Annotated in this window: 8 protein-coding genes and 1 riboswitch; of the genes, 5 read left to right on the top strand and 3 right to left on the bottom strand. The window is 41.2% G+C overall.

Going from position 1 to position 12,670, the window contains the following annotated elements; all coding sequences use genetic code 11:
- The first annotated feature begins 71 nt into the window (after window positions 1-71).
- A complete protein-coding gene (locus LJE12_RS03615; RefSeq protein WP_173679212.1) occupies window positions 72-2,570 on the top strand; it encodes a glycoside hydrolase family 3 protein in 2,499 nt (832 codons plus the stop codon).
- Window positions 2,571-2,732: 162 nt separating this feature from the next.
- Here LJE12_RS03615 and fliB read toward each other — a convergent pair whose 3' ends face one another.
- Together fliB and LJE12_RS03605 are read right to left on the bottom strand one after the other, a co-directional pair.
- Window positions 2,733-3,935, bottom strand: coding sequence for a flagellin lysine-N-methylase (gene fliB, locus LJE12_RS03610; RefSeq protein ID WP_055059511.1), 1,203 nt, complete (start codon window positions 3,933-3,935; stop codon window positions 2,733-2,735).
- Window positions 3,936-3,939: 4 nt separating this feature from the next.
- Window positions 3,940-4,779: an AraC family transcriptional regulator gene (locus LJE12_RS03605; protein ID WP_008704021.1), complete on the bottom strand. Its 840-nt coding sequence runs from the start codon at window positions 4,777-4,779 to the stop codon at window positions 3,940-3,942.
- A gap of 392 nt (window positions 4,780-5,171) precedes the next feature.
- On the opposite strand from LJE12_RS03605, the gene gnpA reads away from it, so the two are divergent.
- Complete coding sequence (gene gnpA, locus LJE12_RS03600; RefSeq protein WP_055059510.1) at window positions 5,172-7,328, top strand: 1,3-beta-galactosyl-N-acetylhexosamine phosphorylase; 2,157 nt, start codon at window positions 5,172-5,174, stop codon at window positions 7,326-7,328.
- 198 nt (window positions 7,329-7,526) lie between these two features.
- Here the strand turns inward: gnpA and trpS are convergent, their stop codons facing one another.
- Complete coding sequence (gene trpS, locus LJE12_RS03595; RefSeq protein ID WP_022380250.1) at window positions 7,527-8,588, bottom strand: tryptophan--tRNA ligase; 1,062 nt, start codon at window positions 8,586-8,588, stop codon at window positions 7,527-7,529.
- Window positions 8,589-8,859: 271 nt separating this feature from the next.
- Here trpS and LJE12_RS03590 point away from each other — a divergent pair, with 271 nt between their 5' ends.
- The 3 genes from LJE12_RS03590 to ribE all read left to right on the top strand — a co-directional run bounded on the left by LJE12_RS03590 (window position 8,860) and on the right by ribE (window position 12,553).
- Window positions 8,860-10,350 (top strand): AAA family ATPase, encoded by a 1,491-nt coding sequence (locus LJE12_RS03590; protein WP_022380251.1) that lies wholly within the window; start codon window positions 8,860-8,862, stop codon window positions 10,348-10,350.
- A 106-nt stretch (window positions 10,351-10,456) separates the two neighbouring features.
- Window positions 10,457-10,571: riboswitch (FMN riboswitch) on the top strand.
- 244 nt (window positions 10,572-10,815) lie between these two features.
- Window positions 10,816-11,925 carry a bifunctional diaminohydroxyphosphoribosylaminopyrimidine deaminase/5-amino-6-(5-phosphoribosylamino)uracil reductase RibD gene (ribD, locus tag LJE12_RS03585; protein WP_055052604.1) on the top strand — a complete coding sequence of 370 codons (1,110 nt, stop codon included), beginning with the start codon at window positions 10,816-10,818 and terminating at the stop codon, window positions 11,923-11,925.
- Complete coding sequence (ribE, locus tag LJE12_RS03580) at window positions 11,906-12,553, top strand: riboflavin synthase (protein WP_008704016.1); 648 nt, start codon at window positions 11,906-11,908, stop codon at window positions 12,551-12,553. The genes ribD and ribE overlap by 20 nt, the downstream gene beginning before the upstream one ends.
- The last annotated feature ends 117 nt before the right edge of the window (window positions 12,554-12,670 follow it).

Below are 12,670 nucleotides of genomic sequence, written 5' to 3'. Positions count from 1 at the left end.
CCCCCATAGAGAGAATGCTATGGAGGTTCTTTTCATGAGAATTATAATATTAAAAACAGGAGTATAATTATATGAAGAAATGGATTTACAGTGGAACTAGAGAAGAACAGCCGTCAGAGAGAGAACTGATGCATGGAAAGCTTGCCAGAAAAGCGGCGTCAGAAGGCATTGTTCTGCTGAAAAATGAAGGAATCCTTCCATTAAAGAAAGATACAGCTGCTGCACTTCTTGGGTATGGAGCAGAGAAAACCGTAAAGGGTGGAATTGGTTCTGGAGATGTTAACAACAGAAAGAATATTTCTATTTATCAGGGACTGAAAGAAGCAGGAGTAAAAATTGTAAGCGAAGACTGGATCAGCGATTATCACAATCGCTATGAGCAGGCGAGAGAGGCGTGGAAAGAAAAAGTTCTGGAAGAAGCTAAGAAAGTAGATAATCCTTTTGATGCCTATGCAGAGAATCCTTTTGCAATGCCGCTGGGACGTAAGGTGGCAGAGGAAGATATCTGTGAAGCAGATGTGGTGATTTATGTGATCAGTCGTATTTCAGGAGAAGGAAAAGACCGCCGCAAAGTAAAGGGAGATTACTATTTAAGCGAGAGAGAAGAGGAAGATTTACGTTATCTTGCAGAAATGAACAAACCTGTGATCCTTATTCTTAATGCAGGTGGTCCTGTGGAGCTGACAGATATTCTGGAACAGACAGACAATATAAAAGGAATCTTAAATATTTCTCAGCTTGGTCAGGAAGGGGGAGATGCCCTGGCTGATGTACTTCTGGGAAAAGAAGTGCCGGGCGGTAAACTGACAACAACCTGGGCAAGGCGATACGAGGATTATCCGGCTTCAGAAGAGTATGGGTATCTGAATGGCAATCTGGAAAAGGAAAAATACAAAGAAGGTATTTATGTAGGTTACAGATATTTTGACAGCTTTGACAAAAAGGTGATGTTTCCGTTTGGGTTTGGTCTTTCTTATACTATGTTTGAGATGAAGTGTTGTAGCATAAATATGGAAGAAAGTAAGATCAGAGCAGAGGTTCAGGTTACAAATACAGGAAATGAATATGCTGGTAAAGAAGTGGTACAGATTTATGTTACGCTTCCGCAGACAGAACTGGAAAAAGAGTATAAGAGACTGGCAGGTTTTGCAAAAACCAGAATTCTGAAGCCGGGAGAAACACAAACACTTACTGTTGAGATTCCACAGAAACAACTGGCTTCTTTCAATGAGGAAACACATACATGGATAGTGGAAAAAGGCAAATATGGCATTCTGGTCGGAAACAGTTCAGACAAACTGAAACTGGAAGCAGTTCTGGTAGTTTCAGATGATACAGTACTGGAACAGATGGATAAAATCTGTCCGCTTCAGGAAGAACTGGAACAGATTTATCTGACAAAAGAATTGAAAGAAAAATCTGTGCAGAGACAGGAAAAACTGATAACAGCGCAGGTTCCGGAATATTATTTTAAACCTGCGATGATACCGGCAAAATCGGAAAATGCCGGAAAAAATCAGGAAAATCTGACAGAGGAAGAAAAAAGATTTGTTTCTGTTCTGGAAGACAGAACTACAGAAGAGCTGATTCCTCTGCTTTATGGAAAGATTTCAGAGAATATCAGTACTCTTGGTGCAGCAGGGATTCGAGTACCGGGATCAGCAGGTGAAACCTGCGGTACTTTGGAAGAGGATGGAATCCCGTCTCTTGTTATGGCGGACGGTCCGGCAGGTATCCGCCTCAGACAGTGGTATGAGGTAGATAAAGAGACAGACAGCATCTATGAAATGGGAGTTCTTGGTTCACTGGAAAATGGAATTCTGGAACCTGGTGTGCATCATGAGAATGCAGACACTTATTATCAGTACTGTACTGCTTTTCCGGTAGGAACAGCACTGGCACAGACCTGGGATACAGATCTCATGACAGAGTTTGGAAAAGCAATCGCAGAAGAAATGGAAGAATTTCATGTAAATCTGTGGCTTGCACCGGGTATGAATATTCACAGAAACCCATTATGTGGAAGAAATTATGAATATTATTCAGAAGATCCATATCTGTCAGGGATGCTGGCAGCAGCAGTGATCCGGGGTGTTCAGAGCAAGTCAGGATGTGGCGTAACAATCAAGCATTTTGCATGTAATAATCAGGAAGATAACCGCATGGGTGTTGACTCCTGCGTATCCGAACGTGCGCTCAGAGAAATCTATCTCCGCGGATTTGAAATTGCAGTAAAAGAAGGAAATCCTGTTTCTATTATGACTTCCTATAATCTTATCAACGGTATTCATGCGGCGAACAGCAAAGATCTGTGCATGACAGTTGCCAGAAAAGAATGGGGATTTGACGGAGCAATTATGTCAGACTGGAACACAACAGTTCCGGAAGATGGAAGCGTTCCATGGAAATGTGTGGCAGCAGGCAATGACATTATCATGCCTGGAAATCCGGATGATGATAAGAATATTCGCCAGGCATATAAAGAAGGTAAACTTACAGAAGAAGAAATCCGAAATTGTGCCGGACATCTGGTATCTATGATCCGTAGATTAGAGCGTACAGATTGTTGAAATGATTTTTCAAACATGCTCTAAATGAAAACAGATAGAATTCTGGCATATGCTGAAAATACAGTAATGAGAGGACAATATTAATTATTAAAATCAATCGGAAGACCATCAGAGGCCTTCCGATTGATTTAGTGCTCATAATAACTGGATTTTTTATTTGCATCAGCAGATTTTCAGCAGATTTTCAAAGGAGAAAATCTCTTTTTCAGACATTAATTCTTCAAATCTGTTCAGGTTAAGATCTGAGTGTTCCAGTTCTCTTGAAAACTGATAACAGATACGGATCTGGTCATCTAGCTTAAACTGCCGGTTGTTTTTCAGATAGGTTCCCACATTTAATTCATGGATGAACAGGGTGCACACAACTGCCATTTTCACCTTGGCGAAGATCTCATCATCATAAACTGCACCGCAGAAATAGGTATAGATCCAGTAAACAAGAAGCTGTTCCTCCTGAATCTGCCAGTCCGGATAAGAGAAATCAAATTCACTTTTCTGCCAGGAATAAAGATTTCCGGAGTCAGACTGCGAATCTGTATTTCCATTATACAGTGGAGTCAGACAATTCTTTAAGTATTCCTGCCATCCCGGGCGCAGAACCTCCATTTCCGGGACAACAGTTTTCCACATTTTTTTAAATAATTGTTCTGGTGTATTTGCGCAGGCAGATGCAACAGAACTGTTTTCTATGTTATCTGTATTTATACGAGAGTAAATTTTGCTGCAAAATCTATCTCCGTATCCGGAATCTTCATGTCGTTTTCGCATTTCTTCCCATTTAAAGAGTTCATTTTTATTTACACATAACTGGAAATCATGTGCAGCAGCCAGAAGTTTCCACAGACGTTTCTGCATGGGTACAGCTCTGTCCTGGATGATATCTATAAGCATATCACGGGTGTCCATAAGTGCAGTGAACAGGAAATAATCAAAGTCATCATAGACTTCTTCTTTTGTCTTTTTTTCTTTTGTGATAAAGTGTACCTTTTCTTTTTGGGAAAGTAAAATCCTTGCTGCCTCCGGACAGGAGAGCGACAGGGAAATCTCACGCAGACCTTCAAATTCTTCAATATGTCTAGGATAATTTCTGCAGGTTCTGCAGAACATTTCCGGTCCTGCTTCTGTGTAGATATCACACAGGTTCTCTTCGTTGAGAAAAGCACAGCGTCTGTTATACTGGCGGAAAACATGTTCTTTCCAGTCAATATCATTGTGCAGGCGATTGCGGAATGGACCTTTAAAGTGCTGGTACTTCTTCAGTGTCTGATCGTCAATCACGATCTGCCATCCTGCGCAGCAGGTATCCGGACAGGCTCCTGCAATGCAGGAAAATTCTTTATAGTAGTTTGGAAATGTGTATTGCATGATATTAAATAGGATCCTTTCTTTTTTTCTTAAGTTTACGGTAAGTTCCTGCAGTCATGCCACAGGATTTGCGAAAGCTCTGGGAGAGATAACTCTGAGAGGAGAATCCTGTGAGATGCGCAATATCTGAAATCCCGTAATCAGTATTTTCCAGAAGCTCCTTGCACACTTCGATGCGTTTTCGGTTCAGATAATTGATAGGAGAAATCCCATAATATTTTGTAAATTCATGACTCAGATAATACTTATTAAGATGACTGAGTTCTGAGAGGTGATCCAGAGTAATATTTTCCCCGTAATTGGAGTCAAGATAACGCTTAATATGAGCGCACTCTTTACTTGGATGCTGGGCGGTGATCAGTTCAAATGGTGAATCCGTAATGCGCCGAAGCTGCAGAATCAGAATATCCAGCATATGACTGCAGATGGTTTCATATCCTTCAGACTGTCTGTCCAGCTCCTGAAACAGAGAATTAAAGTAAAATAACAAATCTGTTTTCTTTTCACGACAGTTAAAAATGCGATACTCTTTATGACCGTTAAAGGAAAAACATAGTCCGTCCACACCTACTGTAAAATAACTCAGAGGAGGACTCCCTTTGGAGATTTCAGTGTGATTGATATGTGGATTAATGATGACCAAATCGTCCTTTGAGATTGGGAAAATCTGATCCTCGATCAGAAAATCTCCCTGACCGTCACGTACATAGAACAATTCTGTAAAGGCATGAGAGTGAGGAATACTGGGCCAGTCACCCTCGTAGCGGGAAGAAGAGGTATTTAAAAGCGTAATATTCTGAGCTGTTGGGTGTTCGGGGCTGAAACGAAATGATTGTGAGCTCATGGCAGATTCTCCTTTCTTCTGTTTACGGCAGATGAGTATATTTGTAGCAATTTTGTTGGCGGATTCTGAATGATAGTATTTTATATCGCAAAAGATATAACTGAGATTCTTCAGGATAATTAGAATAAGTGCATAAAAAATGATAAAAATAAAATCAACATCAGTTATTAAGGTAAAAAATAGAAGGCTTTTCAGATAGCTGATAACATATTTTCTATAATACCATAATTTTTTTGTAAGAGCAAGATTTCTAAAAAACAAAGCAAAAAGTGAATTGAAAAAAATTTTGAAAGAAAGTATTTTATAAACAGATAGACTGAAAATAATGTGATTACAGAAGCGAACGGACAGTAATTATCCGCTTGTCAGCAAAATGAAGGAGGTAACAGAAAATGGGAAAAGGTCGTGTAACCATACCAACTGACCTGGATGTAGTTCCACAGACACTGGAAATGATAGAAGAGTGGGGCGCTGATGCTATACGTGACTGTGACGGAACAGAATTTCCGCAGAAATTAAAAGACACAGGTGCCAAAATTTATGCAACCTACTATACAACTCGTAAGGACAATGCGTGGGCGAAAGCACATCCGGAAGAAATCCAGCAGATGTATATTATGACATCTTTCCACACAGCGGTTGCAGATACACTGGAGATTCATCTGATGGATCACCTCTATCCGAATATGCTTGCAGTCAACACAAGAGATGATATCCGCAGATGGTGGGAAGTAATGGATCGTACCACAGGAGAGCCGGTACTGACAGATCAGTGGTCATATGAAGAAGAGACAGGAAATGTAGTGATCTTATCTGCGAAACGCTTCCATGAATATACTGTAAGTTTCCTGGCATATATTATGTGGGATCCTGTACATATGTACAATGCAGTAGTAAATGACTGGAAAGACGTAGAACCGCAGATTACATTTGATGTGCGTCAGCCGAAAACAAGAGCACACTCTCTGGAACGTCTGCGCAGATTTCTGGATACTCATGAGTATGTGGATGTTGTGCGCTTCACTACATTTTTCCATCAGTTTACTCTTATATTTGATGAACTTGCAAGAGAGAAATATGTAGACTGGTTTGGTTATTCCGCTTCAGTCAGCCCATATATTCTGGAGCAGTTTGAGAAAGAAGTGGGCTATCCTTTCAGACCGGAATATATCATTGATCAGGGATACATGAACAATACCTATCGGATTCCCTCAAAAGAATTCAAAGATTTCCAGGCATTTCAGAGACGCGAAGTTGCGAAGCTTGCCAAAGAGATGGTAGATATCGTACATGAATACGGAAAAGAGGCCATGATGTTCATGGGAGATCACTGGATTGGTATGGAACCGTTTATGGACGAATTTGCATCTATCGGACTGGATGCTGTAGTTGGAAGTGTTGGAAATGGTGCGACCCTGCGTCTGTTCAGTGATATTAAGAATGTAAAATATACAGAAGGAAGATTTTTGCCATACTTTTTCCCGGATACGTTCCATGAAGGCGGCGATCCTGTAAAGGAGGCAAAAGTAAACTGGGTAACAGCAAGAAGAGCAATCCTTCGAAGCCCGATCCAGAGAATAGGCTACGGCGGATATCTGAAACTTGCCCTGGAATTCCCGGATTTTGTACAGTATATCAAAGAAGTCTGCGAAGAGTTCCGCACTTTATATGATAACATTCAGGGAACGACTCCTTATTGCGTAAAACGGGTAGCAGTCCTGAATTGTTGGGGAAAGATGCGCTCATGGGGTAACCATATGGTACATCACGCCATCTATTACAAGCAGAATTATTCTTATTTCGGAATTATCGAAGCATTAAGCGGCGCACCGTTTGATGTATCATTTATCAGCTTTGATGATATCAAAGCAGACAAAGATCTTCTGAAGAAGTTTGACGTAGTGATCAATGTAGGAGATGCGGACACTGCACAGTCAGGCGGCGAGAACTGGATCGACGAAACAATCATCACAGCAGTCAGAGAATTTGTATATAATGGCGGTGGATTTATCGGTGTAGGAGAACCGGCAGCACATCAGTGGCAGGGCAGATTCATTCAGTTAGATGATGTACTTGGAGTAGAAGAAGAACATGGATTTAACCTGAATACAGATAAATATAACTGGGAAGAACACAGAGATCATTTCATCCTTAAAGATGCAGAAGGCGAGGTTGATTTCGGTGAAGGTAAGAAGAACATTTATGCCTTACCGGAAACAGAAATCTTAATCCAGAAAGACCAGGAAGTGCAGATGGCTGTAAAGACTTTCGGTAAAGGAAGAGGCGTTTATATCAGCGGACTTCCATACAGCTTCAAGAACAGCCGCGTGCTTTATCGTGCAGTCCTTTGGTCAGCATCCGCAGAGGAAGAACTTCACTGCTGGTATTCAACCAACTACAATGTAGAAGTACATGCTTACGTAAAAAATGGAAAATACTGCGTAGTCAACAACACTTACGAACCACAGGATACAGTAGTTTACAGAGGTGATGGAAGCAGTTTCCGGTTACATATGGAGGCAAATGAGATCAAATGGTATCAGATATGAAAGATATCGGATAGATTTTATCTGTAAAATAGATTGAAAAGCAAGTCAGTGAAGAAATAACAGAACAGGTTCAGACGTGAGCAGAATGCTTTTGCCTGAACCTGTTTTGATGTGTCAATAAGTTGATTTTTGAACAATCTTGCGTTTGAATTTCTTATTTACGCATCGTTGTCGGTCGCTGTAGCCACCGGCATATAATTATTTAATTAAGCTGTTATCATCAAAGTAGTTGATCTGCATTGCTGAACGAACATCATGAAGTGTCTGTGCAGCTTTTGCTTCAGCAACCTTGCTTCCCTCTTTGAGGATATCATATACATCATCAAGATGCTGTTCCCAGTATTTACGTCTTTCGCGGATTGGAGAAAGCTCTGCCTGGAGTACTTTGTTCAGGAATTTCTTAACCTTGACATCACCCAGACCGCCGCGTGTATAATGAGCTTTCAGTTCATCCAGATTCTGATATTCAGGCAGGAACTCTGCGAAATATTCCGGTTTACAGAATGCATCCAGATAAATAAATACAGGATTTCCTTCCACACGTCCCGGATCTTCCACACGAAGATGATTCGGGTCTGTGAACATGGACATAACCTTCTTCTTAACATCAGCTTCTTCATCTGAAAGGTAGATGCAGTTTCCGAGAGATTTGCTCATTTTTGCTTTTCCGTCAATACCTGGCAGACGTAAGCATGCTTTATTGGATGGCAGAATAATCTCAGGCTCTGTCAGAGTTTCACCATAAACAGTATTAAATTTGTGGACGATCTCCTTGCACTGCTCGAGCATTGGAAGCTGATCTTCGCCAACCGGAACAGTAGTAGCGCGGAATGCAGTGATGTCTGCAGCCTGGCTGATCGGATAGCAGAAGAATCCAACAGGGATGCTTGCCTCAAAATTACGCATCTGGATTTCAGATTTAACTGTAGGATTACGCTGTACACGTGCCACAGTAACAAGGTTCATATAATAGAAAGTAAGCTCTGTAAGCTCCGGAACCATGGACTGGATAAAGATAGTGGATTTCTCAGGATCAATGCCACATGCAAGATAATCCAGGGCGACCTGAAGGATGTTCTGGCGAACTTTCTCAGGGTGTTCAGCGTTATCTGTTAATGCCTGTGCATCTGCGATCATAATATAAATTTCATCATATAAGCCGGAGTTCTGTAAACGAACACGCTCGGATAATGAACCAACATAATGTCCAACATGAAGGCGGCCTGTTGGGCGGTCACCGGTTAAAATAATTTTGCTCATTTTGCTCTCCTAAAAGTAAATTCCGATTTTCCAGAGAGTTTCTGGAAATTCTCAGTTACTATTATTATAAGGCCTGTGAATGTTACCGTCAATGATTTTGGGGGAATAAATCAGGATATAATTTATTGAATATTTATGCAATAAATACATTTACAGAATTGATTAAAAGAAAAGATTCTGCTAGAATAATAAATAGCTTCCGACAGGATTGCAGAGATGTGTAATAGAAATATGTCATGCATTGCATGATAAGATAAAAGGAGTATTTACCATGCCAGTATTTGATTTCAGCGGTGCTTCAGACAAGAAAACAGGCGTACAGTCTGAATGTACCTACACTACGTTCCAGTCCAATGAAAAGGAGACTTCCCCTGAGAAACCGATCATGATCCTGGATAACAGCAGCCGTCAGTGGAAACATCATTCCTGCGGTATTTTTACTAATCCGATTAAACGTACATCCTTTGAATTTAAAGAAGATGACGGCGTTTTCAGTGCAGATATTATCAGTATTGATTCAAGATTTGTAAGTCTTCTGAAATGGCTTGGGGAGAATCATATCAATGTGCGTCTTTCTGGAGAGAATAAAGAGAATGGTTATGCAGTTTATAAGATTCGTGAAACTGCTTTTGGCGGCGGTACGAAACTTTCCGCAGAGGACGGATTTCTTCAGTTTATGATCGAGAGACTTCTTGCAAGCAGTGCACCTGCAGAGATTGTTGAGGATGAAGATGAGGAAGAAACAGGGGACGAGATGAAGCTGACAAGCATTCAGAGCATCACTGATTTTATGACCTGCGCAGGCAGAACCCTGCCGGATAATATCCGTCTCTGGGCGAGAAGAAACCTTGCAGTTGCCCGTTCACACGAAGTATCTCCGGAGGAGAGACGTCATGCTCAGAGAGCACTTTCCATCATGATGAATGTACAGTGGAAGAGCAATTATTTTGAAGCAATCGATCCTCAGGAAGCCCGCAGGATCCTTGATGAGGAACTCTACGGAATGGAATCTGTAAAGCAGCGTATCATTGAAACAATCATACAGATCAACCGTACCCATACACTTCCTGCATACGGACTTCTCCTTGTAGGTCCTGCAGGTACAGGCAAATCCCAGATTGCCTATGCAGTTGCCCGTATTCTGAAACTGCCTTGGACAACTCTGGACATGAGTTCCATCAATGATCCGGAACAGCTTACAGGAAGTTCCAGAATCTATGCAAACGCAAAGCCCGGAATCATCATGGAAGCTTTCTCGGCAGCAGGAGAATCCAACCTTGTATTTATTATCAACGAGCTTGATAAAGCAGCGTCAGGTAAGGGCAACGGAAATCCTGCAGACGTACTTCTTACTCTGCTTGACAACCTTGGATTTACAGATAACTATATGGAATGTATGGTGCCCACAGTGGGCGTTTATCCTATTGCTACGGCAAACGATAAATCCCAGATCAGCGCACCTCTGATGTCCCGTTTCGCGGTGATCGATATCCCGGATTATACATCAGAAGAGAAGAAGATCATCTTCTCCAAATACGTTCTTCCGAAAGTTCTGAAACGCATGAGCCTGAAAGCAGAAGAATGTGTAGTAACAGAAGACGGTCTGGATGCCATCGTTGAATTGCATAAAAATACAAGCGGTATTCGTGATCTGGAACAGGCAGCAGAGCATATCGCAGCCAATGCCCTGTATCAGATTGAAGTAGATCACCTGACAGGTGTGACATTCAATGCAGAGATGGTAAGAGAATTACTTTCCTGAAAAACTGAAATTATATGTCTGAAAAAATCTTGACATAAATAAAAATTAAGAGTATACTTTCAGACATCAACAGGATAAAATTTAGAAATTGCTGATAAAAATAAAATAAGATCTTCAGGGCAGGGTGCAATTCCCTACCGGTGGTAAAGCCCACGAGCCGTAAGGCATGATTCGGTGTAATTCCGAAGCCGACAGTACAGTCTGGATGAAAGAAGATAACAGTAGAGATACAGAAGAATTAACTGATCTGTGAAAGCGACTGCTCTGGAATAATAAATTTATTCCAGAGCTTTTTAATATCATCAAAGCAGTTTTAATGATGAAGCAAAAAGTCAGATTCACACGAAGATAATTCAAGCAGATATTAATTTACAGGCCCTGGATGTTGAAAGACACCGGGGCTTTTTTGGTATCATCAGTACCATCAGAAGAACAGGAGATGAGGGATTGAAAGATATAACGGATATGGAAAAAGACAGGCAATATATGAAAATGGCGTTAGAACTGGCGCAAAAAGGAATGGGATTTACAGCACCTAACCCAATGGTAGGTGCCGTGATCGTCAAAAGCGGAAAAGTCATTGGCCAGGGATATCACAGAAAATACGGTGAACTTCATGCAGAAAGGGAAGCTCTGGCATCATGTACAGAACAGCCAGAAGGTGCCTCCATATATGTTACTCTGGAACCTTGCTGCCATTACGGGAAACAGCCTCCGTGTGTCAATGCAATCCTGGAATCGGGGATCAGACGTGTGATTATTGGTTCCTCGGACCCTAATCCCCTGGTTTCAGGAAAAGGAATCCGGATTCTGAAAGAGCATGGGATCGAAGTAACGGAAAACGTTTTAAAAGAAGAGTGCGATAAACTCAATGAAGCATTTTTCTATTACATACAGAATCAAAAACCATATGTAGTCATGAAATATGCGATGACCATGGATGGAAAAATTGCCACTTATACAGGCGCATCCAGATGGGTGACAGGCGAAGCTGCCAGAATGCATGTGCAGAAACAGAGATTGAAATATACAGGGATTATGGCTGGAGTGGGAACTGTGCTGGCAGATGATCCGATGCTTACATGCAGACTGGAAAACGGCAGAAATCCTGTGCGTATTATCTGTGACTCCCACTTGCGGACACCACTGAATTCCAGAATTGTGAAAACGGCATCAACAATTCCAACAATCTTTGCAACCAGCAGTAAAGACCAGCAGAAGATAAAGAATTATGAAGATATGGGATGTAAAGTTCTGGATGTCCCGGAAAAAAACGGACACATAGATTTAAACAGACTAATGGAACTTCTGGGAGCTGCAAAGATAGACAGTATCTTACTGGAAGGAGGAGGCACTTTAAACTGGTCAGCACTCGAAAGCGGTATTGTTCAGAAAGTCCAGACCTATATAGCACCCAAACTTTTTGGGGGAGAAAGTGCAAAGACACCGATAGAAGGAAAAGGATTTCCTGATCCTGCCAGCGCAATATTATTAAAAAACAGCGAAATAATCAGAATAGGAGATGATTTTCTTATAGAGAGTGAGGTGAAGAGTAATGTTCACGGGAATTGTTGAAGAACTGGGAACTGTGAAAAAAATAAAAAAAGGAGCAAATTCAGCAGTATTTACGATACGGGCAGAGAAAATTCTGGATGATCTGAAAACAGGGGACAGTGTAGCTGTAAATGGAATCTGCCTCACTGTAACTGCATGTCTGGAAGATGGTTTTACAGCAGATGTGATGCATGAGACATTGAATCGTTCTGCGCTGATTCAGCTTTCTTTGGGACAGCATGTAAATCTGGAAAGGGCAATGCCTGCAAATGGAAGATTTGGAGGACACATTGTTGCCGGGCATGTGGATGGAACAGGAAAAATCACGGAAATTCGCAGAGATGATAATGCTGTCTGGTACACCATTCAGGCTTCACCACAAATTATGAAATATATTGTGACAAAAGGTTCTGTAACAGTTGATGGAATCAGTCTTACAGTGGCAAAAGTCTCAGAAACAGACTTTTCCATTTCTGCAATTCCTCATACAGTAAAGATTACAGTCCTCGGAGAACGCAAAGAAGGAGATATCGTTAATCTGGAGACAGACATAATTGGAAAATACGTGGAAAAATTAATAACGCCTGTGAAAGAACAGCCGATAAAAAGTAATATTACACGGGATTTTCTGAATAAGTATGGCTTTTGACAGAATTAACCACAAAGCGGTTATTCGATTGATGCAGAACTGTACAGTGGATGTTTTATCTGCCTGACACGAACCAGATAAGCAGCCAATACGAATGATTTTGCCCTCTTAACAACA

The sequence above is a fragment of the Blautia sp. DFI.6.71 genome (assembly GCF_020593585.1).
In the GTDB taxonomy this organism is placed as follows: Bacteria; Bacillota; Clostridia; order Lachnospirales; family Lachnospiraceae; genus Blautia_A; species Blautia_A wexlerae.
The sequence above is the reverse complement of the archived record's forward strand: the minus strand, read 5'-3'. Positions and strand labels throughout refer to the sequence as shown.

Coding starts and splice junctions, on each gene's coding strand:
- LJE12_RS03615 (WP_173679212.1), top strand. CDS start 72: ATGAAGAAATGGATTTACAGTGGAACTAGAGAAGAACAGCCGTCAGAG.
- fliB (WP_055059511.1), bottom strand. CDS start 3,935: ATGCAATACACATTTCCAAACTACTATAAAGAATTTTCCTGCATTGCA.
- LJE12_RS03605 (WP_008704021.1), bottom strand. CDS start 4,779: ATGAGCTCACAATCATTTCGTTTCAGCCCCGAACACCCAACAGCTCAG.
- gnpA (WP_055059510.1), top strand. CDS start 5,172: ATGGGAAAAGGTCGTGTAACCATACCAACTGACCTGGATGTAGTTCCA.
- trpS (WP_022380250.1), bottom strand. CDS start 8,588: ATGAGCAAAATTATTTTAACCGGTGACCGCCCAACAGGCCGCCTTCAT.
- LJE12_RS03590 (WP_022380251.1), top strand. CDS start 8,860: ATGCCAGTATTTGATTTCAGCGGTGCTTCAGACAAGAAAACAGGCGTA.
- ribD (WP_055052604.1), top strand. CDS start 10,816: ATGGAAAAAGACAGGCAATATATGAAAATGGCGTTAGAACTGGCGCAA.
- ribE (WP_008704016.1), top strand. CDS start 11,906: ATGTTCACGGGAATTGTTGAAGAACTGGGAACTGTGAAAAAAATAAAA.